Raw genomic sequence first — 22,688 nt, 5'->3', positions numbered from 1 at the left:
GGGGAGGTGGAGGGGATAAGGAGGATGTTAATTTTGTTAGCGCAGCGGGACGCAGTCCATTTTGAATTTTGAACTGTCTTGTTTCTTTGTCTTCACTTACCCAAATGACATCTGGCTTGACTAAATCAAAAACTTGTTCCCATTCTTGTTTTGTCCAGTCGGGGTTGCAAAGAAAAACTTGACAACGAGCTGCGCAAGCGGCTAAAAAACCTGCTAAAAACCGCACTGGTTCGCGTTCAGCAAGGATAACTCTCAGTGGTGTACTGTGATAATATGAGAACTGCGTTAATTCTAAATAAAGTTGTTCAGTTAATTGAGCAAATAAATGGTTATTCTCACAAATGAGCCAGTCATTGGATAGAGACTGGCTAAATGCATACTGCACAAAATTTTCTAGAGTTTTTTCCATAAATCTTCTGGTAAAGTCTCCTGTTGGACGAACCAATGTTTGACACCAAAACCCACTGCTCTGTTACGCTGAGATAATTGCGCTGCTAGCTTTAGTGCAGCTTGTCTACCAATTGCGGTTTCAAACACAGATGAAAATACAGCATCAATTTGATGTTGTTGACAAAACTGACGCAGACGGGATGGTGAACCGACTATCCCAGGCTTAATCACAAAAATTCCTCGCCAACCTTGTTTGAAGCATGTAACAAGTTGGTTGAGTGTAGCGACAGATTCATCTAAGGCGATCGCCGTCTGATAACAATGACTCAACTCCAACATCGCCTGAAATTGTTTCACAGACAAAGGCTGCTCAAGAAATTCAATTTCTAGGGAAAATTTGTCATCTACCTTGATATTGTCGCAAGTTCGTAGCCATAACTGAGCTTCTTCATAACTGAGTCCGCCATTAGCATCTAATCGCAGTTTTGCAGAAGCTGGTAAACTTTGAGCAAGTTGTTCCAAAATTTCTAGTTCTTTCGCCATTGGATAGACACCAATTTTCCATTTAAAACTGCTGTATCCCTGATACCACAGCTTTTCCCAAATTTGTAGTGCTGCTTCCCCAGCTGGCATTAAGCCACTGTAGCTAAGGTTATTAACTCTTAAATTCTCCTCTTTCTCCTCTTTCTCTGCGCCCTTGGCGTCTTGGCGGTTCGTTTCCCAAGCAGACTCAAACCCAAACTGACACGCGCTTAACTCGTCAGGAATAGAGAAAATCGTCTCTTGTGTAATCTCCTCTGGAAGCTGACAGCAAAACTCCAAAGCTTGTTCTAAAGTTTCAGAACCAAACCAGCTAATGGGTGCAATTTCCCCCCAGCCGATTTTCCCTGTTTCATCACTCAGACGGAGAATAATTCCTTCGCGGATATCCCAAGTACCATGACTTGTCGTCAGCGAAGTCAAAAATTTCTGGCGATAAGGACGAAACTCAAATCGATATGCCATTACAAGCTTGTCTACAGTAAAAATCCCAAACCTAACAGCAAGCAACTCCAAAAATGCACCGATACAGCAATGAATTTAGAGTTACTCACTTTTTCTGGCTGGTTGTGATTTTGCTGGACATGATGACATAACTTTACAGCAAAAGGTAAACTTACGAAACTTAGTAAAGTCCACGCGGGGAAAATACCGCAAAGCACAAACAGCAAGATGAAAACATAAATGCTACCAGTGAACCAAGATAAAAGTTGGGCTGCTTTTTGTGTTCCAAGCCGGACAATTGGAGAATGTTTTCCTGCTGCTATGTCATCTTCAACCTGGTGAAAATGCGAACAAAATAAAATTAAACTTGTCGCAATTCCAACAATTACCGAAGCAGCAAAACTCGTTATTGACCAACTAGCAGTTTGACTGTAATATGCTGCTGCTATGGCTAACGGACCAAAGGCAAAAAAGCAAATGATTTCACCTAAACCCTGGTATCCTAGACGAAAGGGAGGTCCTTGGTAAAGGTAGCCCAAAACACAGCAAAGCAGAATTATTCCTATTACAGTTAAGTCTTGTTGCCACCAAGCTATTGCGAGTATTCCCAGCAAACCCAGACCTAAAAATAAATTTCCTAACCAAAATATTAATAGCTTATTGCCTGTTAAATTCACCAAAGAGTGGTGTTTCTTTTTGTCAATTCCTGTGTCTGAATCAAAGACGTCATTACTGAGATTCTCCCAAGCTAGGATAAAAATTGCAGCAACTAAGAAAGTAGAAAAAACTGCTCCATGAAATACCTTAGTTTCAGCAAAAGCGATAGCTGTTCCTACCCAGATGGGCATAATAGCAACGCTGTACATTGGCGGTTTTATTGCCGCCATCCATAACTTAGTGTTGGGATAAGAAATCAGCTTTGTAGTCATCAGTCGTGATTAATAAAATTGTCAACAACTTTTTGAACTAAAGTTTTTGATTGATGGTTTGGAAAGACACAAAATTCAGATAACAGACTCAAAAAAGCCTCTCTGTAAAAGTCAAGCATCAATCAGGTGCATTCAAGGCTAGAGCCTATAGTTGTTTTTACTCTCAAATGACAGCAAAAACTCGACACTGCAATTAGGTTTTTATCAAACCACAATTTGGCAGAGCCACTACGTTGGTCAAAAGGTAGCTGTTTTATGTTACCTGTAGAAATACGACCACGAATTATCACTCTTTTGGAAGTTAACTTCAAAAAAATTTACTCTTTCTAGATCCATGACAGTTTCTCCATGTAATGCTGACTTTTTTGTCTATAATAAAGAACTATACCGTTTTCTTTTAGCTGTTCAGCAAAATTGCATCAAGAATAATAGCACGCAAATTGCAAGTCTTGCGCTCGATATTGACTGGGTTGACCCTTTGGTTGTGCTTGAGAAACTCGCACAGCCAAATAAGCTTAGTTTTTATTGGGAGAATAAAGGAAAAAAGGAAGCGCTGGCTGCTGTTGATGCTGTCGCAAAAATAGAAATTGCAGGGAAAGACCGTTTTGCTAAATCAGAAGAATTTATCAAAGAGTGTGTTCAAAATATAACGAGCTTTTCTAGGATAAATCAAGCTTTTTGTGGAACTCAATTTTTATGTAGTTTTGGATTTTTTGATTATAATACCCAGCCAGAGTATCCATTTTCTGCAGCTACGATTTTTCTCCCGCGTTGGCAAGTGGCTGTGAAAAATGAACGTTGCGTATTAGTTTTTAATACAATTATCAATGCTGACAGAAATCTTCAAAGAATATTGCAAATTTTAAAGAGAAAGCTTAAAAATTTAAATTCTTTAGAATACAAGTCACAAATTGTTGATTCTTCTTTGCCTACATTTAGCAATCAATCTATTGCAAACCCTCAAAAATTCAAGTATTCAGTCTTGTCAGCTTTAGAGAAAATTCAGTCTAATCATTTAAGTAAAATTGTTTTAGCAGATGTACTTGATGTTAATTCAAATACTCATTTTAACTTAATTCAATCTTTAAATAACCTCCGACGATTACATCCTAATTGTTATGTTTTTTCTAAGAGTAATGGCAAAGGACAGAATTTTATCGGCGCAAGTCCAGAACGTTTAATTAGTATTCAAGAACAACAGTTAATGACTGATGCTTTGGCTGGTTCTGCGCCACGGGGTAAAACACCTGGTGAAGATGCGAAGAATGCGAGTCGTTTGCTTAATAGTGAGAAAGAAAGGCACGAACATTTATCAGTGATTGATTTTATCACTCAACGTTTATCTCAACTGGGTTTACGACCTCAAGTCTTAGCACCCCGCTTGCGACAATTATCTAATATTCAGCACTTGTGGACACCTATCAGCGCAGGAGTTCCGGCTGATGTCCATCCCTTAAAGATAATTGCTCAACTTCATCCTACACCAGCAGTTGCAGGTACTTCCCAGGAAGTTGCTTGTCGCGAAATTCGTCGTTTTGAGCGCTTTGAAAGAGGTTTATATGCTGCACCGCTTGGATGGGTAGACTTGGAGGGAAACTGTGAGTTTATTGTTGGTATTCGTTCTGCACTTATAGATGGCGATCGCGCCCGACTTTACGCAGGTGCTGGTATCGTTGCTGGTTCTGATCCTGACAAAGAACTTGCAGAAATTCAACTTAAACTGCAAGCGTTGCTCAAAGCATTAGTTTAAAGTTTTGTGTCATATTTTTCACAACAAAATGTTATCAGTTATCAGTTATCAGTACTTGTTACTCATAACCTTGATAACTGTGTACTGTTTACTGTGTACTGTTTTAATATTCAGTGAGCATAATATGCGACAAGCAAATGTATTGCTGATCAAATTCAGCTTGACGAACATTATTCTGTTTGACAAACTAAATTATCTTCGCTTTTATTCATCAAATCTTCTAGATTCTTGACTAAGGTATGACAAATGTCATCCAAGGGCAAATCATATAAATCAAAACCGAATGGATCTTCTAATTGATTACCTATTTCTTCGATTCCAAGTAAAGTAAAACTTACTAACGCCACAATTGGTACAGTCCACCACTGGAAATTATCAACTAAATTCAAAGGTAAGACAACAAAATATATCAGTAATAATCGCTTGAGATAAATAGCATAAGCTAAGGGCATTGGTGTTTTTAAAATACGCTCGCAGCCTATGAAAGACTCGACTATGTTATTCAGTAAATTATTCATAGACACCAATTCATACAGGCTCAACCGATTTGTCCGTTGTTCTTGTTTAAGATATTCTCCAATCCAAACGACAATCTTCAAAGGGATATTTCTCACATCCTTTAATTGTATATATTGTGATTCTGTCAGAAAAGGTTTCAGTTCATTATTTTCTTTTGACTGACGTAAATGTAATTTAGTCGCAATGGCGAAAGCACTCAATAACCGCAGAGAAGCTGATTTTTTATCTCTATCTATAAATTCGTTTTCTAAGATTTCTATCTGAATTTTTCTGCCTAAATTTAGGGAATTAAATACTATCCCACCCCAAGTTTTTCGACCCTCCCAATAACGTTCATAAGCCGTGTTTGTACGAAAAACTAACAACAAGCCTAACACAAGATTAAAGGCTACATTTGTTGTTACGTTACCAATTTTTTCTGGTAGAGAAAATCCGTAAAAGTGGATGATTGAGATGATAACTCCAAATCCACTAAAGAAAAACATGCGAGGCAAAATGACAGGGAAGACTGAGCCTCGCATCCGTAAGGCGATTTGAAACCAATTTACTTTTTCGCTCATATGATATTCACGACTTCACGTCACACAAAACACTAAAAGAATAGAACATTCTAGTATTTTGTGAGCGCTCATTCATCCTAAATTCTTAAAAGAGAAGGGCTTGGCATCTGCACCTGTGTAAGTCGCCACAATATGACCATTGCCAGTTATTTGATATTTGTATGTTACCAGACCTTCTAAACCAACAGGACCACGAGGAGGCATTTGTTGAGTACTAATCCCGACTTCTGCACCAAAACCATAGCGGAAGCCGTCAGCAAATCGAGTAGAACAGTTATGATAAACTCCGGCTGAATTCACCAATGCGAGGAAAGTTTGAGCAGCTTCCGCATCTTCAGTGACAATAGCATCCGTGTGCTTTGAGCCATACTCGTTAATGTGAGCGATCGCATCCTCCAACGAATCCACAACTTTTATCGACAAAATCATATCAGAGTATTCTGTCTCCCAATCTTCTTCTGTTGCGGTTGCAAAATTTGGTAGAATTTTTCGAGTTAATTCATCCCCTCTTAATTCCACATTGAGTTTTTGCAAACTTTCTCCAACTTTTGGTAAAAATTCTGAAGCCATGTTAGTGTGAACTAACAAAGTTTCAATCGCATTGCAAGCAGCAGGATAGCCTGTTTTCGCATCAACTGTAATGGCAATAGCTTTCTCAACATCTGCAGCTTTGTCTACATAAACATGACAAATGCCATCAGCATGACCTAATACAGGTATGCGAGTATTATCCTGCACAAATCTCACAAAAGAGTTAGAACCTCTAGGAATAATTAAATCCACATACTTATCCAATTTTAGAAGTTCCGAAATTTCTTCTCGCGTTGTTAACAACTGCACTGCATCTGGATTGACAGCAGTTTGAGAGAGTCCTTGTTTAATCGCCTTGACGATGGCTTCACAAGAACGAGTTGCTTCTTTCCCACCTTTGAGAATAACACCATTTCCCGACTTGATAGCAAGAGTCACAATTTGAATTGCGGCTTCCGGACGTGCTTCAAAAATAATACCCAACACTCCCAAAGGACAAGTGACTCGCTTCAAAATTAAGCCTGTATCCAGTTCGCGGTGAATTTGCACTTCCCCAACTGGATCGCTGAGTTTGCCTACATCTCGTACTCCGACGATCGCATCTCTTAACTTATGTTCATCTAACTGCAAACGCTTATAAAGTGGCTTAGCAATTCCATCTGTAATCGCTCTTTCGCAATCCGCAACATTCGCTTGTAAAATTTCATCTTTTGCAGATTCTAAAGCTTGAGCGATCGCTTCAATCGCTTGATTTTTCGCCTCAGTTGAGAGAACTGCCAGTTTGAGTGCAGCTTGTCTAGTTTTTTGAGCAACTGCAATTAAGTTTAATGAATTCTCAGCAGAAATAGTCATGACAGAAAATTACGTCAATCTATGCCTTTTAACAATCCTATAGCAATTCTAAATAATTAGTGAACACTCATTGTGTAAGCAAGTAGAAACACAAAATCCGGTTTCTCAAAGAAGCAGGGTTTTTCTAGTCTTGTGCAAGTTGGGCTTTTGCTTCTTGCCACAGTGTTTCTAATTCCTCTAAAGTGTAATCAGCAAGAGGACGCGAAGCAAATGCTTCCATTTTTTGCAAACGTTGAATAAACCGCTGATTTGTTCCCTGCAAAGCAGCTTCCGGATCAAGATGACACCAACGAGCAAGCTGAAGAAGAGAAAACAGCAAATCACCTAACTCAGCTTGTTGTCGTTCTGGTGTTTCGTAGGCTAACGCCTGTCTAAATTCCGTCAATTCCTCATTAAACTTGTCCCACACCCCATCAATATCTTTCCATTCAAATCCAACAGCCGCCGCCTTTTGCGAAATCTTCATTGTCGCCATCAATGGAGGAAGCTTTCGTGTATAACGACTGAGTTTATCACTCAGTTTTTGACTATCTGGGGATGGTTCTCCTTTCTCCTGTGCTTTAATTTTTTCCCAATTTTGCCGCACCTCATCAACACTTTGCACCGACACATCACCAAAGACATGAGGATGACGGCGAATCAGCTTTTGTGAAATACCTTCGGCGACTTCCTTCAAAGAAAATTGTCCATATTCGCTGGCGATTTGTGCTTGCAGAACAACTTGTAAAAGTAAGTCACCTAACTCTTCCGCAATAGCGTCTTGATTCCCGCTGTTAATTGCGTCTACAACTTCATAAGCTTCTTCGATGACGTATGGTGTCAGCGTTTGAGGAGTTTGCTCTAAATCCCACGGACAACCCCCATCCGGAGAACGTAACTTTGCTACTACATTAACTAACTTTTGTATTGCTACCAAAGTCTCAGCGTTTCCCTGGGTTTGATTCGTTTGCTCAAGATTAGACATTGATTCTCTCCCTTATCCCCTTTCTCCACGCGCTTTTTAAAAATTCAAAATAATAGATCTTTTTTTGAACTTTGAATTAGATCCTTCGCTAGCCCCTTTGGGGGCGCTGCGCAAACACTCAGGACGCTACGCGATTTTGAATTGTTTAGTCCCCCACTTCCCAGGTTCAACTTTTACCTTTCGACCGACGATTAGCGCGACCGATCGCTTTACGTTTCTTCATTTTCGCACGCGGCAGCAATCCACGAATCCGGTGCTTTTGAAAACGCTTGTACGCCGAACCTCCCCAGTCACTCAGAGAATGACTCATAGCACCAAGTTCCAGCCCTACAAATAAAGCAAAAAATTCTGTACTGTAGTGAGCAAGCATGGATATTATAGTTTCACCAGTGGTTTGCCAATTGAACTGCGCATTCCATAGCCTTTCGACAATGAGCAAAGTCAAAATTGCCGCTATTGCTCCCAAGCTAACCAGATAAAGAACACGCAGCGTTGTACCAATAATTGGTCCGTGAGATAACAAAGAACGATGGCGTAGACTTTTTTGATAAGGTAACCAAATAAAGCGTAAAAAACCCCAGCGTTGGTAATGACGGGAGTAAATATCCAAGTCAGGGCCGAACATCAGCCCTCCGAACAGAAACCCACAAATAATCAACAAAGTCAAGTTACCACTCTTGGTTTGCCAGAAAGCAACACCAGTCACAAACGGCAGAGTCCATAGAGTAATACGATCATGAGTCTGACCAGAGGGCATAGGTAGTTCAAAGTTCAATGTTCACATATATCCAAGCTATTGCCTGAATCGCTATTCACTCTGGGGATGAGGAAAGCAAAAAAAATTTTCTCCAAAATACTATCGCGTTTTGAGAATTTGTGTGCTAACATATATTCTTGTATGCAACAGTGGGTGGTTAGCTCAGTTGGTAGAGCGCCTGCCTTACAAGCAGGATGTCACTGGTTCGAGTCCAGTACTACCCATTTTTTATAGTTATTTTACAGTTAAGTATAGTTCTTTTACAGTTAAGTAAAGAACCTGGTTAATGTGGTCTTCTTCATCCACGTCTACCAAAATGACAGTATGCAGCGTCAAAAAACAGAACTGGCTGAAGTGAATGCCATAAATTACGCTGACTTTCAGAATGTCTAAATTGTGGGGCAAGGTTTAAAGTTCTGGCGTTGTGGTTCGATGGGTGGTGTCAACGCTGTTTTTATGAGGTTTGGGGAGATGGCAAGGTATCAGAAGCTGCTTTTTATAGGCGTTTTATGACTTTTTGGCAGATGGCAGAGCATAAAAAGTCTGTTTAAGATGTATTTAAAGTTCCTTGTTTTTTCCGAGAAAACGGTACATTTTTAGGATGATTATAGATATAGCATTGCGAAGCGGTTGGAATTTAACTGGCTAGTCATGTAGTTGTATTACAGTTACATGAAAAGGTAGTTGTAATCTGATGCACGCATTCTTAGCTCACAGTGAGGGTTAGTTGCTTGATGCTCAGTACAAATTTGGAGGTTCGGGATTTTTCGATTGTTGTGGTAGCGGACAACCAAAACCCATCAATTTTGAATCCTGACTTTTTGAAGTACAACCAAATTGTACCCCGCGACTGGGAGTTGGCAATGCCGCCTATTTGCACCCCTCCCATATCTCAAGTTGTTTTCAAAAATGGAGTTAATATAGTAGCTCAATCCGACAGAGTTTCATTTTGGGAGGCTTTAGATCCTGAACATCTTGTGTTTCAAGTACCAGATATTAGTTCTAAATATATTGAGATCGTTCCTTCTGTTGACTATCGAGCAGTTGGAATTAATATAAATGCTCATATAGTAGCAGAAAAAAAAGAAGATAATCAGGATACTGTTCTTACTAAGGTAATTGCTGCTGGCAAGTGGAAAAATTTTCAAGGTAAGTCACCAAATGCAGTTGTCCAATTTATGTATCAACTAGATAATACTAACCTTACAATTGCAATTCAAGAAGTAGTTTTTCAACAACAATTGCCACAAAATCAATTAGTTCCTGTAGTAAATTTCTCAGCCAACTTTCATCGAGAATTAGTCAACAGCACTTATCCAGAAAAAATTTTTCAAATAAAAAACATCATACAATCTTGGGAAACAGACTTTAAGACTTTTATATCTTTTGTGGAAGAAGCTTTTTTAGAGTGAAAGTAAGGGTAAACATATGAACACAAGCACTTGGGGAGACACCTGTTTCAAGGGTATCCAAAACCCGGATACTACTTCTATTCACACAACAGCAGACCAAGTTTACCCTGTTTCGCCAACGTATACAAAGTCTGCTGTTCCTCTTTCAGCGGCTTCAAAAGCTGCTTTAAAGTTCCTATCTTCTAATGGTGTTTACGTTATACGAGGCTCCTCGTTATTTATCGACACGCGTAAGCAACAAGTTTTTGACTGGCAGAAAAATACTAATGCCTATCAAAGAATTGTTCACTTGTCAGATTTGGAAGATAAGTGGGATGGTTATGATGCCCCTAAATTTTCTAAAGAACAGATTGACTTAGCTCTAAACCTCTACTCTAATCTCCGGACTTACTGTATTAATAGAGGGCTTGATTTTTCAAAGGTTGAGCCGTTTATTGCTCCATGCTCTGATGGTATGGTTTTGTTTGAGTGGGCTGGTAAACGTTTTCCTTTCAGACAGTTAGAAATTTACATTCCCTTAGAAGCAGAGGATAAACTTGAATACTTAAAGACTGAAGGCAATTCAGATATCGAAGGAGAATTCTATCTAGAGGAGGTGAAGTGACAATTATTTTGTTAACAAACTTGTTGAGTGTTAACACTCAACAATTAGAATGGGATACCTTTCTATTTGGAAATGCCTGAATGTACAATTACTACTGAAGGACTAAGCTTTATCAAAAGCCCGTGACGAGGATTGAACTCGTGACCTCACCCTTACCAAGGGTGTGCTCTACCACTGAGCTACACGGGCAACACTTAATTTTGAAAAATCAGTTCTGGTTACTGACAAACAACTTAGCCTTTTTCTAACTCAACACTGAGTACTCGGTACTGAATGTGAGATGGGCCGAGCTAGATTCGAACTAGCGTAGGCGTTAGCCAGCGGATTTACAGTCCGCCTCCTTTAGCCACTCGGACATCGACCCATGTTGTTCACGATTCCTTATCTTATCACAATATTTTGAAATTGCAAGCTCTTTTTGAAAAAAGATCATAGGGCACAGGTGATAGGTCATTTACAAAGTTAAGCCATCCCATGCCCCCACAACCTGTACCCTAGCTTACCAGTTCACCTTTTTCTTGCAGTGAGTGCAAACGGTGGTAAATTCCCTCGTGGCGCAAGAGTTCATCGTGGCTACCTATTTCTACGATTCTGCCTTGATCCAGAACGACAATTTTATCTGCTTCCCTGACTGTGCTCAGACGATGGGCAATGATAATTGTAGTACGAGTTCCCAGAATTGAGCGCATTGCTAGCTGAATTGAACGTTCTGACTCATAGTCTAAGCTTGAGGTTGCTTCATCAAAAATCAGCACGTCTGGTTCTACGATCAATGCTCTAGCAATTCCTAGGCGCTGTCTTTGTCCACCAGACAACCTCACACCCCTCTCACCTACGACTGTGTAATAGCCTTGGGGTAGATGCTGTATAACTTCATCTAATCTGGAGATTTTACAGGCTTCTTCAACCTGCTTAAAACTGGCATTAGGCGAACCGTACATCAGGTTATCCAGCAAGGTTCCGTTGAAAACGTCCACTTCTTGGTGAACTATAGCTAGTCTTCGCCTATAGTTTCCTACAGCAAGGCTACGAATATCGTGACCATCAATCAAAATTTGACCTTGTTGAGGTTCAAAGTACCGCAAAAGCAACTTCACCAAGGTAGATTTACCAGAACCAGAACGACCCACTAACGCCACTGTTTGATATGGCTCAATCAAGAGGTTGATATCTTGCAAAACCTGACGTTCGGATTCATATCCAAAACTAACATGTGAAAACTCGACTTTTCCAGTAAATTGGTAAGGATTATTTGATGTGTTTCGTTCTTCTAAAAGGTTATTTGCATCGACTCCCAATGGGACTTTGAGGAACTCGTGAAACCGCAGCATTGAAGGAGATCGACGGGCAAAACCCTCAGCTAGGATACTAATAGGTTCCAACTCGGCATAAGCCATGCTGGAAAGAGTTAAAGTCATAATAAAGTGACCTAGGGAAATTTGACCTTTTACTGTCTCCACCAACGTCAAACCTAGCACTAGAAACACACAAAACTGAATCACAGTTTTTTGCCAAGTATTTAGCTTCACGTAACCTTTGTGGATACGATATTCAGTCACTGTCAGTTCACGAGCCAAACGTTGTTTTTGCCGCTGTAGTTCTTTTGCTTCAGTTGCAAATGCTTTGACTGTTTTGATGTTGGTAATAATTTCGGAAGTCCGACTTTCAGTGTCTTCCATGTATTTATCCATGCGGTTATCATGCCAAATTAGCCGCTGCAATTTCCTTAAAGTAAAGCCTAGGATAATGACAAAGGAAATCAGATAGAGAACCGCAATCCGCCAATCAACAAACCAGATGAACACAAAAATTCCTAATACACGAAACAGTTTGGGAATTAATTGTCCAGCAATTTCAGGATAGGTCCAAGTGTGGTTGGCGATACCTCTGGCGACTCGTCCAGCAATGCGTCCGGCGTTATTTTCGTCATAAAATTCTAGTGGTAAAGTGAGAATTTTCTCGATTGCTTTTTGGCTGTAGTCACGACGTGCTTTGAAGGCGATATCCCAGTGAAACCAACTGGTTAGCCAAGGCTGGATTGGTGCTCTCAACACGGTGACAATGAAAATTAAACTCAGTAATATACCTAACTCAAAAAGTTTATTGACTGGGTTATTGGTTAGGCTTGAGATTGTGGCAATCGCTCCTTCAAGTGGTTTGTCTAGTGGTTGACCAGACAAAAGGTTTAAAATTTGCCCAATGGCATAAGGGACAACCAAATCTATGATCTCGTAGATGCTGGTTGCTGCAATACTAAAAATACTTAGCGACCAGTAGGGACGGAAATAGTTAAGAATATCTCGAAAATTTGCCATGATGCACACTGCCCTTGGAGCGCAAGCCTATAACTCCTGGAGTTAAATACTACATATATACTACACGACAGTCAATAGCTTAGAAGGGTAAATCATCCTTTCGGTTGATTTATCAATACATGTTCACAAGAGCAGAAAACCAATAACTATTGACTCTGGCGTAAGAATTCCAGGCGATAGCGATAGAGTGCAACTGGTTGAGAAAGAGCAGCAAAATAATTAGGATCTTGGGGCGATAAATAAATTGCAGTGATTTGATCTGCCTCTATAGCAGGATTTAACTGATCAAGTCTGTGATAAGCTGTCGTCGATTCTACGGTATTGAAATAAGGACGCCCACCGCCTTTAAAAAGTTGTTGAAACACTTCGGTTGTCAGAAATTTACCATCTGGTGTTGTTTCTGTAGCGCGTGCTGTGACAATGGAAACAAGCTGACGCTCACCACGTAAAAATGTAATCTGACGATTGGGAGAATTTGGATCGACTTTGACTGATAACACGGTGTCGCCTAGATATGAACGTGCCAAATTCAACCCATTAAAAGCCCTATCCGCAACGACTGCTGATTTGTTACTTATTCGGGGAATGATTTTCAATCCAGAATGAGGCGTTGTTTCCCGAACAAATCGTACTTGAAAAATGATAGGCTTGTTGAGATACTGACGATTACCCTCAAATCCTGGTGTGACAATATCAGGAGCTAAGGGTGCAACCAAATCTATCAGCGTACTTTTTACCAGCCAAGAACCCATCATCCAGTTAGGATAAACCAAATCTCCCACAGCAGGTCGCACGGAAGTTAACTTTTCCCATTGGGGAAAATGTGCAAAACGTTCAGATAACTCTCCTGCTTGAGCCTCCGTATGAAATAGCAGGAATACAATAATCAGGCAAAAACTCCAAATCACCTTCACAGCAGGCATTATGAATATATTTTGCAATTGATGAATTCTCATTTGAGTTATGATTCACTGATAACTATTGAGCGATCGCTATTTAATCAGGACTTATACAAAAGTTACTCGGTTGCTACCAATAATTGTCTGTTTGGCAACCAAATACGAATGAACAAAGCGGGTTTGGTGGTAGATGATGTGTAATTTCTATTAATGATAAATTTATCAATTGGTCTGTTGAATATAGAATTATTTTGCTGCTACCGAACATTTTAACTAAGTAGGTGTTTCATCTAACTAACCTGGGTTGTCATAAATAATGCCTTCCATTGATTCGTTTTTATAAGATTTAGGCAAGAACTCTAATGAAACTTTTATTTCTATGCGAAGAGCGTACATACTGTAAACAACGTGTACGAGTGCGGTTCGTTTGCGTAAGTCCTGTTTTATTTTATCGCTCTTGGTACGGCTTGGTTGAGAGGTTATGTGCTGAATGACTTATAAATCCTGAAGTACCCCACCCGCTAACATTTTTATGACTTCATCAAACCAAGTATCAAAAATACCTGCTAAAAAAGATATGTCGGGGCGTAACTTCGTATAAGTATACTCTTTTATAGTTTTTGCACGGATGAGCATATCTAGTTCTTTTACAGATTTTTCATTAGCTGAGTTGTTTCAACTGATTGACCAAGGTCGAAAATCCGGTTGTCTAACAGTTTGTACTTTACCAGACCTTCATACCCCTGGTTCCAAATCCCATTACTACTACATTTGGTTTCGCCAAGGATCTGTTGTTGCTGCGGCTAATCGCTTAAACGGTCAAGGTTTGCTCCAAAATGTTATACAACGGGGTTGGGTCAGCAAGCAACTTATTGAACAAGTTTGTACTGAAACATCACTAGTCACACCGCTTGGATTACTACTAAAAATTCAAGGAATATTGACTACTGAACAGCTAAATCTATTATTTGCCAGCCAATTACAGCAAGTTCGAGCACTTTTTGAAATCCAAAAGGGAGTTTTTAAACTAGATAGTCGAGCAAGTTTGCCTTTGGAAGAAATGACAGGATTAAGTCTGAGAACGATGGAAGTTGCTCTTATGGCTGTTAGAGCTTTAAAAAACTGGAAAGTCCTTGCTGAAGTACTTCCAGCAGCTAATTCTGGTATTAAGAATCTTACCAATGACAAACCCCAAATACACTTGAATACATTAGAGTGGCAAGTGTGGGAATTTGCAAATGGTAGTCTTTCGTTAAATGCGATCGCATCTCAACTCAATCAACCAATAGCCATAGTCCAGCAAGCTGCTTTTCGGTTGATACTTGTGGGTTTAGTCAAAGAAGTTTCGTTAGCAGAATCTACACTGAATCTGAAAGAATCTCCGATGCTTTCTTCTAACTCAGTCAATTCCTCTGCTTTTGGATTCAAACAATCTAAATACCCAGAAACATCCAGGATAAGTACTTCGTTTTTAGAAAATCTAGTTGGTTTTTTAAAGAGCTAAGTCAGTCCGCGCAAATATTTCAAGTTATGTGGGGACGCATAAATCCCTTGTTGTAGCGACTGGCGTAGCACCACAGAGAAACAAGAAATCATTCCGAGACAAACGGATTTGATATGACAACGGTGTTTTGGCAAACTTAAGATGCTCCCAGCGCCACTGGGTTCTTTTCTCATGCTTTCGTCTGAACACCAGCCAAGTTATTTAGTAGTATCAAATCACTCATCATCTCTTTTGTCAACACCCCACCTGAATGACAAGCATTTTTGGACTTACGTTTTCTTTTTTTATACCTTAAATTATTCATCTTATCAGAACAGGTGATGTACTTTTCATCGAATTTTCTTATTTAGAAAAGAATGAAAAACTTTTGCTATATCGATTATGTAGTTGTATCCTAAGCATTAACCAAGCGAAAAAATAAAAATTATACAAATCACATTTTGAAAATTAAAAAACATTATTTTTCGTGAATCAACCAGTTGTATTCGTACGACTTTTGATGGTGTTCATAATCGATACTTACTAAAAAATAAGAGTGGATACTTGGGCAGTAGTCCACGCCTAATCAAATACAAACTCCTAATGACTCAACAGCATCGAGTGCTGAAAACCTGAAATGACTGGCTAGAAGGATACTTCTGTCTTCATTGGTGTTTACTTGTACCCAACATCAAATCTAAGCGTTTTTAAACGAATTTATGACTTTTTCCCCTCCTCACTTATGGGGAGGGGTTCAAAGGATCTTTAACTTGCTGAATTTACACTTTCTGCTGGTTCTAAGTTTAACTTCTGTCCTAATTTTGGTTCAGTGCCTGCAAGTATACGCTCAATATTGCCACTGTGTCGCCAAATGACATACAAACCAGCAATAACACCAAACAAGATATAAGGTAATGGTTGATGCAGGAGTACCATAAAAATAGAAACGACAACAGATCCAGCAATCGAACTTAAAGAAACCATCCGCGAGATCGCCACGACGATAGCAAATACACCAAAAGTCGCTAAACCAACCTGCCAATTCATCGCCAGCAAAATACCTAAACCTGTAGCAACAGATTTACCACCACTAAAACCTAGAAAAATTGATTTACTGTGTCCAAGGATGGCAGCTAACCCAGATAAAGTCACCATCCAAGGTTGCCACAATTGCGGATTGACTTCTGTAGGAATAAGATTTTGATTGGAGGCAAAGTTGAAGAACCAATATACTAAGGCGATCGCCAATACTCCCTTTAAGGAATCTATCACTAAAACAAAAGCCCCTGGACCTTTCCCCAAGGTTCTCAGTACATTTGTTGCTCCAGTGGAACCAGAACCAACTTCCCGAATATCAATACCTTTCAATAGCTTAACTGCTGTGTATCCAGTGGGTATAGAACCCAGTAGATAAGCTACGACTAAAATTGCTCCGCACAAACTTAACCAAATAGACATAAATAATTCACGCATTCGCTGCCTACGGCACGCTACTAACACATTCAAAATTCAAAATTTAAAAAAGTCAAGAGGGTTGGCTCTTGACTCATGACTAAATTAATAGTCGTCATCATAATTTTTCATCATTTTGGGATCTGGCGCAAAGGCTAACCATAGGGGAAACTGTAAGAGTGCTAAACTAATTTGCTCTTCAGAATCATCAATCAAAATCAGAGGCAGTTGATTCGCTTTTACCAGTCGATCTGCCTTTTGTGCTAAAGCTTCCGGTGTCTCAAATAATACTATGCCTCTGTCTGGTCCGAAATCTGGGCGACCTATTCCTAGGCAATCCTGCAAACCTCGCCGCCATTCACCGAGACGCTCAGGTGTATTTGCTAATACTAGAGTACGGAGGCGATGCTCCTCTGGAGCTGCTACGCGAACGCCATACAACTTGTGTAAAATCGAAATGATTGCTGAGGCAATCAAAATATTTTGTAACCGACTGCCCATCGTCCGTAAAGCACCTCGTCCTCCTTGGCTAAAAAACCAGTTGGAGACTCGTTCTGCATGCACTGGTTCAAAGGTGCGCCGCAATTGCCAAGCTGGACCATAGTAATCTGGTTTCGTGCGATACTGGTCAATCAAATAGCGAACTTGTTTTGTTGTATCTTGAAACTGCTGTTGAGCAAATTGTGGTATTGCTGGCTGCAGTTCCGCTTGCTTAACCTCTTTAACTTCTCGCTTTTCTGGTTCTGGTTTCGATTTTGGCACAAGTTGCAACTGTTCTGCGGCTGCTGCCAAATCTTGTAAACTACCTGTGAGATAGTCTTTAAAACCTTGTACCCGAATCGCTAAGTCTTGAGAAGTACCTGCAAAAGTTGTTCGCATCTCATTACGAATGCGTTCTTGACGGCGTTCGAGTTGTTCGACAGAAATTTGCAGCGCTGCTTTGCGTTGTTCTAATCCAGAAAGCGCTTCTTGCACGAGTTGTGTCATCGCCGTTTGAGTTTCGCCCAACTGCGCTTGAAGAGTTTTGTAAAATGCTTGCAGGTTTGCTATTTCTTCTTTCAGTGCTTGTTTTTCGCTTTGTAGCTGTGCAACTTGCTGTGCGACTTCCTGTTCTTGACGATAATTTTGTGATTGTAATTCCACTTGTGACCCCAGTGTGGTAATTTCCTCTTCTAACTGCGTCACAACTTCGAGTGTTGACTCTTCTTGTGTTAATTTATCTGAATTGGACACAGCAGAAGTTGGCTGGTCATTTTGTGTGTCAACTTTGGAGTTTGGCGCTGTTATTTCCACCACCGACTCAACAGAAGAACTTTCTTGTTGTTCAACTTTGGGTTGTTCTTTTTGCTTCAACGACTCGCCAGTTGGTTGTGGTGTTTGAAATTCCTCTGGGTTCATAAACAATAGTGTAATTCCTGTGACACGAATAAATAGCTTTCAGCAATATATATTAAGTCTGGAAGAGTCCTAAGCAGTAAATGCTCACTTGTTTTGTTATTTTCAGTCTTGTTTTAAGTCATCTTATCCTGAGCACTGATGCTAAATACGTGGACAGCGTTCTTCTAGACAAGTTTTAAGAGTACTAGGATTAAATAAAATCGGCAGAAAGTGAATGCTTCTAATTTCTTTAAAGTAAAAGAGAATCGGAACCCGATTCCAGAATATACGCCAATTTTGCCATTCTCGGTAAGGAAAACGCCGAATTAATTTTTCACCTCTGTAAATATCCAAATCCGTGGGAGTAAACAAAAGACGCAGTGTTACAGCTTGAAACATAAGAAACAAGCCAAAAAGAGCCATTAAGCCTCCCACCCAAGGTTGTAGGACAAGCGTTGGGATTGCTGCAATCACTAACACCAAAGGTATATTGTAACTAGGCTTAAGTTCAACAGTAGTAGATGCCGAGTTAGACGTTGAAGTTGTCATGATGATTTTGTGGAAGTGTGGAAACCGTGCGTATGCGCGACCACGGAGGAAACACAACACGGCAGTAAATATTATTTCTATTTTAGGAGTTACTGTCACTTCAATCAGTCATCAGTCATCAGTGAACAAAAAACTGATAACTTGTAACTGATAACTGGTAACTGATAATCGTTTAGAACCCTTGTAACAATGCACTCCCAGTCCCTTGGAACATTATCCAAGAAAGAAAAAAGTTAACAACAAATATAATTAACAAGGCAGTAACAACAGCGGTTGTGGTGGATTGTCCAACTCCTTTTGCTCCTCCTGTTGTCGTTAAACCCCAACTGCATCCAATGACAGCAATTAAAATTCCAAAGCAACACGCCTTAATCATGGCACTCACAATGTCCCAAGTGCCAAGAAAGTTGCGGGCTGAGTCTAGAAACACAGTATCGGAAAGATTATATACGTTTGTTGCAATCAGTAATCCCCCTAACATACCTGTTACTAAAGATAAGAGCGTTAAGATTGGTAACATCAAGCAGCAAGCAAGTACACGAGGGATTACCAAATAATCAATTGGATCAGTTTTTAACATAAAAAGAGCATCGATTTGTTCAGTGACTCGCATTGTGCCGATTTCTGCAGCAAATGCCGAACCAACTCGTCCTGCTAAAACGACTGCTGTCAAAACTGGCGAGAGTTCGCGTGTCAGCGCCATTGCTAGCACTCCACCAACGACATTTCCCGCACCAAAAGTAATGAACTCCCGCGCCACCTGAATAGTAAACACAGCACCGACAAAAACAGCTGTTAACAAGGCAATAAATAAGGAATCTGGACCTACTGCTGCCATTTGTTCTAGAGTATTACGCCGATGAATTCTCCACCTCAGCAGATGAATCATCACTTGTCCACCCAAGAAAATTGCTGCCAGCAATCGCTGACTCCAGACTCCTAAACTAGATTTGGATGTCGTTTCACTCAATGTTGATCACAAATTAACTCTGTAACTGCCGTCATCATAGCGAATTACGAAGGCTTCAGTTTAGTCATTAGTCAGAACTCAGGAGTTAATAATTATTATCCTCCCCTACTTTCCCTGTTGCCCCCAACCCCAAAGGGGATTCCTAGCCTATCCTCCACTTTTGGGTGAAAAATGAACTTAGTTTAAAGCCAATCTCATAAATTTAAGCTTGTGTGAGTAGCGCAGTCACCATAACAAAAGCTGTGACGCTAGAGTCAGAGATTGATTTTTCTGGGCTTGGGGTATGTCAAACCTACTTTGCATTTAGCAATATATCTTGGGAAAATTGTGTATATAGTTTAATAAAAACTTAAGATTCTTGAAATCTTCTCCGAACCAGAGCGATCGCGCTTATTGTAGAAAGTGACAACTGAGCAGACAGCTTTAGTCTGCTTGGTACATTTATGGAGTCTATCCAAAATGAATGTGATGACGAATATGACCAACTTTCTCCGCTCATTGCTGCTATCGATTATTTTCAGTTTCATCGCTCCCATGTTTTTGTTCGGTGGCGTTTTACTCACCTTATCTCTCATAAGCTATGTTCCTGGCTTACAAGAGGTTACACAGGTTGTCACTACTCTTATCAAAGAATTCCTCTGCATTTTCGGCAGTGGCACCCCTGTTGGAGGATTGTTTGTCATCTGTTCAACTTTTAGTTTCGTTGGGGCGCTATTTGACACTTACGCTTATTACAGATGTCAAATTTTACGATAGTTCAGCAGGTGCTACTCAGGTCAATTTCAGATTCTTATTCCGTTATACAGCTTATTTGCAGCTAGTCTTAATATATCAGGACTTATATCAGGACTGAAAAATCACTTGTGCTCTCTTCCTCGTAATAGGTGTAGAGGCGATCGCATACTTGACTTTACATCGGTACAGTTATTAGTACACTCTAACAAATATTCACCTGTTCACTGAAAATCGCTAGTATTGGTGTTCGGTGACAAAAGGCTTTTTTATTTTTTTTAAGCTTTATATGGTTTTTTATTTTTTGTTACTGTATGTATGATAGCAGGTAAAGATATACATAAATTATAAAAATTTTATTAAAAATCCAATTATGATCATACCTGCTTGTTTTTCTTAACATAGGGAAAGCAAGTGGTTTGAGCACTTAAGGTTTTATGATTAAGCTTACTAGGAGGTTTTTGAACTGCTCATGATTTGGCCTTTTAAGCCCAGGTTTCGTAAACAAATAGCTCGTATTGAAATTACAGGTGCGATCGCCAGTGCAACTCGCAAGCGAGTACTAGAAGCCCTAAAAACTGTAGAAGAAAGAAAATTTCCCGCGTTACTGCTACGGATAGATAGTCCTGGCGGAACAGTGGGAGATTCCCAAGAAATTTACAGTGCTCTGAAGCGGTTGCGTGAGAAAATCAAAATAGTTGCTAGCTTTGGCAATATTTCTGCTTCCGGTGGAGTCTACATAGGCATGGGAGCGCAATACATCATGGCTAACCCTGGTACAATTACAGGTAGCATTGGTGTTATCTTACGTGGTAATAACTTGGAACGTTTGTTAGAAAAAATAGGTGTTTCGTTTAAGGTTATTAAGTCTGGTCCTTACAAAGACATTTTGGCGTTTGATCGGGAACTGACGGAACCTGAACAAAATATTCTGCAAGAATTAATTGATACAAGTTATCAACAGTTTGTTCAAACAGTAGCTGAAGGACGTTCCCTAGGAGTGGACACTGTTAAAAGTTTTGCTGATGGTAGAATTTTTACTGGACAGCAAGCTTTGGAGTTAGGTATTGTGGATCGTCTGGGAACAGAGGAAGACGCGCGGCGTTGGGCTGCTGAACTAGCTAGTCTTGACCCCGAAAAAACTCCTGTCTACACCTTTGAAGAACCCAAACCTTTGTTGAGTCGTATCTTACCAGGAAGCCGTCAAGTTTCTTCAGGACTTGGGGCTGGTCTCGACTGGGTGGAATTTGAAGTGTCTACCAGTGGTTTACCTTTATGGTTGTATAGACCATAGATAATGATTTGTTTTTTGTCATTGGTCGTTCGACTAATGACTATTAATATCAAGGAGGATTTTTGAGTGGAGTGGCGAATGCGGGCTATTCGCGGGGCCACAACCGTCCCAGAAAATACGGTTGAAGCAATGCGAGAAGCTGTAACGGAACTACTGGATGAACTAGAAAAACGGAATCAATTACATCCAACAGATATCATCAGTGTGACTTTTTCGGTGACACACGATTTGGATGCAACTTTCCCTGCTGCAATTGCACGTTCACGCCCGTACTGGGATACTGTTTCTATGTTAGATGTACAGCAAATGCACGTTGATGGCAGCTTGGAACGTTGTATTCGGTTTTTAGTTCATGCTTATCTCCCTACCACCACCCCAATTTGCCATACTTATTTGCGTCACGCTGCAAGCTTGCGTCCTGATTGGAGTGTCCCTCAGCTTTTGTAGTGCGAGTCAACTAACTACACTTGCCTACAGTTTTGAATACAGTTTTACCAAGTTGTAAGTAATTATCTGGAGAAGTTTTCTCCTGAATTTTCTCGTCAGCCAAGTAACGGGTTGCTAGCTGCCAACTCATGGCGTATTCGGTTTGACAAGGAGATGATATACCCACAGCCAACAAATGACGACGAATAACATCATCGGAATCTAACAAAACATTGTTAAATCCCTGGCGCTGGGGAGGAACCTCTGGAGGCGGTGGAACTCCCGGTTGACCGTATAAGCAAATGGCAAACAGGCGATCGCTTGTCCGCATCCTTTTAGCTAAATCCTCAGATAGCCCAACGGCAAAAATATGTCTGCCCCGTTTGTGGAGAGTCTCTGTTAAATGGTGAGGAATTACACCTTCATCATAAAAAACCCAAAAGCCAGGACGGTGGAGACAATTACGGTAATCTACAACTGGTGCATCTATACTGTCATCAGCAAATCCATTCTGGAACGGTGAGTAGTTTATGACTTGCTTGAGCCGGATGCGTCGTAAGGCGCACGTCCGGTTCTGAGGGGGCGGGATTATAGCAATATAGTCCTGCTACCCGACCACGGTGATGCCAGACTGTTGAGCTGTTGCTGAACCCAATTTAAATTAAAGACTGTTTGGTAAATACGATTTTTGACGACCAAACTTCCATGTTGCTGACTCACCAACCCAGATAACCGCAATTGCAGATGTTCAGGACGGTTTTTGGCAGCAACTTTTCCCCATAGTAGAATTTTTGGCGTTGCATAAATGCGGGATGAATTGGCGGTTAAAACCATTGAAAATCGTTCAAAATTGGGCGAAATCATCCCATGATTCAGCAACGCCAATTATTCTTCGCCAGTGATTTTTCCTAAATTTACCTGAATTTATCTGAGTTTTTT

23 protein-coding genes, 3 tRNA genes and 1 pseudogene are annotated in these 22,688 nt (G+C 40.2%); 10 read left to right on the top strand and 17 right to left on the bottom strand.

What is annotated here, in order from left to right:
- From DP117_RS19515 to menA, 3 genes and pseudogenes are all read right to left on the bottom strand, one after another.
- Positions 1–409, bottom strand: a pseudogene (locus tag DP117_RS19515) (hypothetical protein); the annotation flags it as partial.
- On the bottom strand, positions 394–1,395 hold the full coding sequence (locus DP117_RS19510) for an o-succinylbenzoate synthase (RefSeq protein WP_169219928.1): 1,002 nt from the start codon (positions 1,393–1,395) through the stop codon (positions 394–396). The gene DP117_RS19510 and the pseudogene DP117_RS19515, both read right to left, overlap by 16 nt.
- Positions 1,396–1,406: 11 nt before the next feature.
- On the bottom strand, positions 1,407–2,303 hold the full coding sequence (gene menA, locus DP117_RS19505) for a 2-carboxy-1,4-naphthoquinone phytyltransferase (RefSeq protein WP_169219927.1): 897 nt from the start codon (positions 2,301–2,303) through the stop codon (positions 1,407–1,409).
- Between the two features lie 334 nt (positions 2,304–2,637).
- Here menA and DP117_RS19500 point away from each other — a divergent pair, with 334 nt between their 5' ends.
- The gene (locus DP117_RS19500) at positions 2,638–4,053 is read left to right on the top strand and encodes an isochorismate synthase (RefSeq protein WP_169219926.1); all 1,416 of its coding nucleotides are present in this window, start codon (positions 2,638–2,640) and stop codon (positions 4,051–4,053) included.
- Positions 4,054–4,223: 170 nt separating this feature from the next.
- On the opposite strand, the gene DP117_RS19495 is transcribed toward DP117_RS19500, so the two are convergent.
- The 4 genes from DP117_RS19495 to DP117_RS19480 all read right to left on the bottom strand — a co-directional run bounded on the left by DP117_RS19495 (position 4,224) and on the right by DP117_RS19480 (position 8,236).
- A complete protein-coding gene (locus DP117_RS19495) occupies positions 4,224–5,132 on the bottom strand; it encodes a bestrophin family ion channel (protein ID WP_169219925.1) in 909 nt (302 codons plus the stop codon).
- A 72-nt stretch (positions 5,133–5,204) separates the two neighbouring features.
- Positions 5,205–6,515: a glutamate-5-semialdehyde dehydrogenase gene (locus DP117_RS19490; protein WP_169219924.1), complete on the bottom strand. Its 1,311-nt coding sequence runs from the start codon at positions 6,513–6,515 to the stop codon at positions 5,205–5,207.
- 124 nt (positions 6,516–6,639) lie between these two features.
- Entirely contained in the window at positions 6,640–7,479 is an 840-nt protein-coding gene (gene mazG, locus DP117_RS19485) for a nucleoside triphosphate pyrophosphohydrolase (RefSeq protein WP_169219923.1), read from the bottom strand.
- A gap of 166 nt (positions 7,480–7,645) precedes the next feature.
- Positions 7,646–8,236, bottom strand: coding sequence for a metal-binding protein (locus tag DP117_RS19480; RefSeq protein ID WP_169219922.1), 591 nt, complete (start codon positions 8,234–8,236; stop codon positions 7,646–7,648).
- Between the two features lie 151 nt (positions 8,237–8,387).
- Between DP117_RS19480 and DP117_RS19475 the strand changes: the two genes are divergently transcribed.
- The 3 genes from DP117_RS19475 (at position 8,388) to DP117_RS19465 (ending at position 10,252) form a co-directional block, all read left to right on the top strand.
- Positions 8,388–8,460: transfer RNA gene (locus DP117_RS19475), tRNA-Val, on the top strand.
- A 639-nt stretch (positions 8,461–9,099) separates the two neighbouring features.
- A complete protein-coding gene (locus DP117_RS19470; RefSeq protein WP_169219921.1) occupies positions 9,100–9,648 on the top strand; it encodes a hypothetical protein in 549 nt (182 codons plus the stop codon).
- A 16-nt stretch (positions 9,649–9,664) separates the two neighbouring features.
- A complete protein-coding gene (locus DP117_RS19465; RefSeq protein WP_169219920.1) occupies positions 9,665–10,252 on the top strand; it encodes a hypothetical protein in 588 nt (195 codons plus the stop codon).
- A gap of 117 nt (positions 10,253–10,369) precedes the next feature.
- On the opposite strand, the gene DP117_RS19460 is transcribed toward DP117_RS19465, so the two are convergent.
- The 4 genes from DP117_RS19460 to DP117_RS19445 form a co-directional block, all read right to left on the bottom strand.
- Positions 10,370–10,441: transfer RNA gene (locus DP117_RS19460), tRNA-Thr, on the bottom strand.
- A gap of 92 nt (positions 10,442–10,533) precedes the next feature.
- Positions 10,534–10,616, bottom strand: a tRNA-Tyr gene (locus DP117_RS19455).
- Between the two features lie 130 nt (positions 10,617–10,746).
- Positions 10,747–12,567 (bottom strand): ABC transporter ATP-binding protein, encoded by a 1,821-nt coding sequence (locus DP117_RS19450; RefSeq protein WP_169219919.1) that lies wholly within the window; start codon positions 12,565–12,567, stop codon positions 10,747–10,749.
- A gap of 146 nt (positions 12,568–12,713) precedes the next feature.
- Complete coding sequence (locus tag DP117_RS19445) at positions 12,714–13,490, bottom strand: DUF6816 family protein (RefSeq protein WP_169219931.1); 777 nt, start codon at positions 13,488–13,490, stop codon at positions 12,714–12,716.
- Positions 13,491–13,523: 33 nt separating this feature from the next.
- On the opposite strand from DP117_RS19445, the gene DP117_RS35430 reads away from it, so the two are divergent.
- Positions 13,524–13,667, top strand: a complete 144-nt coding sequence (locus DP117_RS35430; RefSeq protein WP_211176207.1) for a hypothetical protein — start codon at positions 13,524–13,526, stop codon at positions 13,665–13,667.
- Between the two features lie 427 nt (positions 13,668–14,094).
- Positions 14,095–14,970, top strand: a complete 876-nt coding sequence (locus DP117_RS19435) for a DUF4388 domain-containing protein (protein WP_169219917.1) — start codon at positions 14,095–14,097, stop codon at positions 14,968–14,970.
- 744 nt (positions 14,971–15,714) lie between these two features.
- On the opposite strand, the gene plsY is transcribed toward DP117_RS19435, so the two are convergent.
- The 4 genes from plsY to DP117_RS19415 form a co-directional block, all read right to left on the bottom strand.
- A complete protein-coding gene (plsY, locus tag DP117_RS19430) occupies positions 15,715–16,407 on the bottom strand; it encodes a glycerol-3-phosphate 1-O-acyltransferase PlsY (RefSeq protein WP_169219916.1) in 693 nt (230 codons plus the stop codon).
- A gap of 99 nt (positions 16,408–16,506) precedes the next feature.
- Positions 16,507–17,799, bottom strand: a complete 1,293-nt coding sequence (locus tag DP117_RS19425; RefSeq protein ID WP_169219915.1) for a DUF3086 domain-containing protein — start codon at positions 17,797–17,799, stop codon at positions 16,507–16,509.
- A 141-nt stretch (positions 17,800–17,940) separates the two neighbouring features.
- Entirely contained in the window at positions 17,941–18,327 is a 387-nt protein-coding gene (locus DP117_RS19420; protein ID WP_169219914.1) for a DUF3119 family protein, read from the bottom strand.
- Positions 18,328–18,499: 172 nt separating this feature from the next.
- The gene (locus DP117_RS19415) at positions 18,500–19,297 is read right to left on the bottom strand and encodes an MlaE family lipid ABC transporter permease subunit (protein ID WP_169219913.1); all 798 of its coding nucleotides are present in this window, start codon (positions 19,295–19,297) and stop codon (positions 18,500–18,502) included.
- Positions 19,298–19,765: 468 nt separating this feature from the next.
- On the opposite strand from DP117_RS19415, the gene DP117_RS19410 reads away from it, so the two are divergent.
- The 3 genes from DP117_RS19410 (at position 19,766) to aroH (ending at position 21,770) form a co-directional block, all read left to right on the top strand.
- Positions 19,766–20,053 carry a hypothetical protein gene (locus tag DP117_RS19410; protein ID WP_169219930.1) on the top strand — a complete coding sequence of 96 codons (288 nt, stop codon included), beginning with the start codon at positions 19,766–19,768 and terminating at the stop codon, positions 20,051–20,053.
- 448 nt (positions 20,054–20,501) lie between these two features.
- Positions 20,502–21,323 carry a signal peptide peptidase SppA gene (gene sppA, locus DP117_RS19405; RefSeq protein WP_169219912.1) on the top strand — a complete coding sequence of 274 codons (822 nt, stop codon included), beginning with the start codon at positions 20,502–20,504 and terminating at the stop codon, positions 21,321–21,323.
- 78 nt (positions 21,324–21,401) lie between these two features.
- Positions 21,402–21,770, top strand: coding sequence for a chorismate mutase (aroH, locus tag DP117_RS19400; RefSeq protein ID WP_211176206.1), 369 nt, complete (start codon positions 21,402–21,404; stop codon positions 21,768–21,770).
- Between the two features lie 10 nt (positions 21,771–21,780).
- Here aroH and DP117_RS19395 read toward each other — a convergent pair whose 3' ends face one another.
- Positions 21,781–22,080: a CHASE2 domain-containing protein gene (locus DP117_RS19395; protein WP_169219910.1), complete on the bottom strand. Its 300-nt coding sequence runs from the start codon at positions 22,078–22,080 to the stop codon at positions 21,781–21,783.
- Positions 22,081–22,100: 20 nt separating this feature from the next.
- On the opposite strand from DP117_RS19395, the gene DP117_RS19390 reads away from it, so the two are divergent.
- Positions 22,101–22,283, top strand: coding sequence for an HNH endonuclease signature motif containing protein (locus DP117_RS19390; RefSeq protein ID WP_339381327.1), 183 nt, complete (start codon positions 22,101–22,103; stop codon positions 22,281–22,283).
- Between the two features lie 54 nt (positions 22,284–22,337).
- Here DP117_RS19390 and DP117_RS19385 read toward each other — a convergent pair whose 3' ends face one another.
- Complete coding sequence (locus DP117_RS19385; RefSeq protein ID WP_169219909.1) at positions 22,338–22,613, bottom strand: hypothetical protein; 276 nt, start codon at positions 22,611–22,613, stop codon at positions 22,338–22,340.
- Between the last annotated feature and the right edge of the window lie 75 nt (positions 22,614–22,688).

Source organism: Brasilonema sp. UFV-L1 (genome assembly GCF_012912105.1).
Taxonomy (GTDB): domain Bacteria; phylum Cyanobacteriota; class Cyanobacteriia; order Cyanobacteriales; family Nostocaceae; genus Brasilonema.
The sequence above is the reverse complement of the archived record's forward strand: the minus strand, read 5'-3'. Positions and strand labels throughout refer to the sequence as shown.

What these genes read in the sequence shown, in the direction of transcription:
- DP117_RS19510 (WP_169219928.1), bottom strand. Translation starts at nt 1,395, where the DNA reads ATGGCATATCGATTTGAGTTTCGTCCTTATCGCCAGAAATTTTTGACT.
- menA (WP_169219927.1), bottom strand. Translation starts at nt 2,303, where the DNA reads ATGACTACAAAGCTGATTTCTTATCCCAACACTAAGTTATGGATGGCG.
- DP117_RS19500 (WP_169219926.1), top strand. Translation starts at nt 2,638, where the DNA reads ATGACAGTTTCTCCATGTAATGCTGACTTTTTTGTCTATAATAAAGAA.
- DP117_RS19495 (WP_169219925.1), bottom strand. Translation starts at nt 5,132, where the DNA reads ATGAGCGAAAAAGTAAATTGGTTTCAAATCGCCTTACGGATGCGAGGC.
- DP117_RS19490 (WP_169219924.1), bottom strand. Translation starts at nt 6,515, where the DNA reads ATGACTATTTCTGCTGAGAATTCATTAAACTTAATTGCAGTTGCTCAA.
- mazG (WP_169219923.1), bottom strand. Translation starts at nt 7,479, where the DNA reads ATGTCTAATCTTGAGCAAACGAATCAAACCCAGGGAAACGCTGAGACT.
- DP117_RS19480 (WP_169219922.1), bottom strand. Translation starts at nt 8,236, where the DNA reads ATGCCCTCTGGTCAGACTCATGATCGTATTACTCTATGGACTCTGCCG.
- DP117_RS19470 (WP_169219921.1), top strand. Translation starts at nt 9,100, where the DNA reads ATGCCGCCTATTTGCACCCCTCCCATATCTCAAGTTGTTTTCAAAAAT.
- DP117_RS19465 (WP_169219920.1), top strand. Translation starts at nt 9,665, where the DNA reads ATGAACACAAGCACTTGGGGAGACACCTGTTTCAAGGGTATCCAAAAC.
- DP117_RS19450 (WP_169219919.1), bottom strand. Translation starts at nt 12,567, where the DNA reads ATGGCAAATTTTCGAGATATTCTTAACTATTTCCGTCCCTACTGGTCG.
- DP117_RS19445 (WP_169219931.1), bottom strand. Translation starts at nt 13,490, where the DNA reads ATGCCTGCTGTGAAGGTGATTTGGAGTTTTTGCCTGATTATTGTATTC.
- DP117_RS19435 (WP_169219917.1), top strand. Translation starts at nt 14,095, where the DNA reads ATGAGCATATCTAGTTCTTTTACAGATTTTTCATTAGCTGAGTTGTTT.
- plsY (WP_169219916.1), bottom strand. Translation starts at nt 16,407, where the DNA reads ATGTCTATTTGGTTAAGTTTGTGCGGAGCAATTTTAGTCGTAGCTTAT.
- DP117_RS19425 (WP_169219915.1), bottom strand. Translation starts at nt 17,799, where the DNA reads ATGAACCCAGAGGAATTTCAAACACCACAACCAACTGGCGAGTCGTTG.
- DP117_RS19420 (WP_169219914.1), bottom strand. Translation starts at nt 18,327, where the DNA reads ATGACAACTTCAACGTCTAACTCGGCATCTACTACTGTTGAACTTAAG.
- DP117_RS19410 (WP_169219930.1), top strand. Translation starts at nt 19,766, where the DNA reads ATGACGAATATGACCAACTTTCTCCGCTCATTGCTGCTATCGATTATT.
- sppA (WP_169219912.1), top strand. Translation starts at nt 20,502, where the DNA reads ATGATTTGGCCTTTTAAGCCCAGGTTTCGTAAACAAATAGCTCGTATT.
- aroH (WP_211176206.1), top strand. Translation starts at nt 21,402, where the DNA reads ATGCGGGCTATTCGCGGGGCCACAACCGTCCCAGAAAATACGGTTGAA.
- DP117_RS19395 (WP_169219910.1), bottom strand. Translation starts at nt 22,080, where the DNA reads ATGCGGACAAGCGATCGCCTGTTTGCCATTTGCTTATACGGTCAACCG.
- DP117_RS19385 (WP_169219909.1), bottom strand. Translation starts at nt 22,613, where the DNA reads ATGATTTCGCCCAATTTTGAACGATTTTCAATGGTTTTAACCGCCAAT.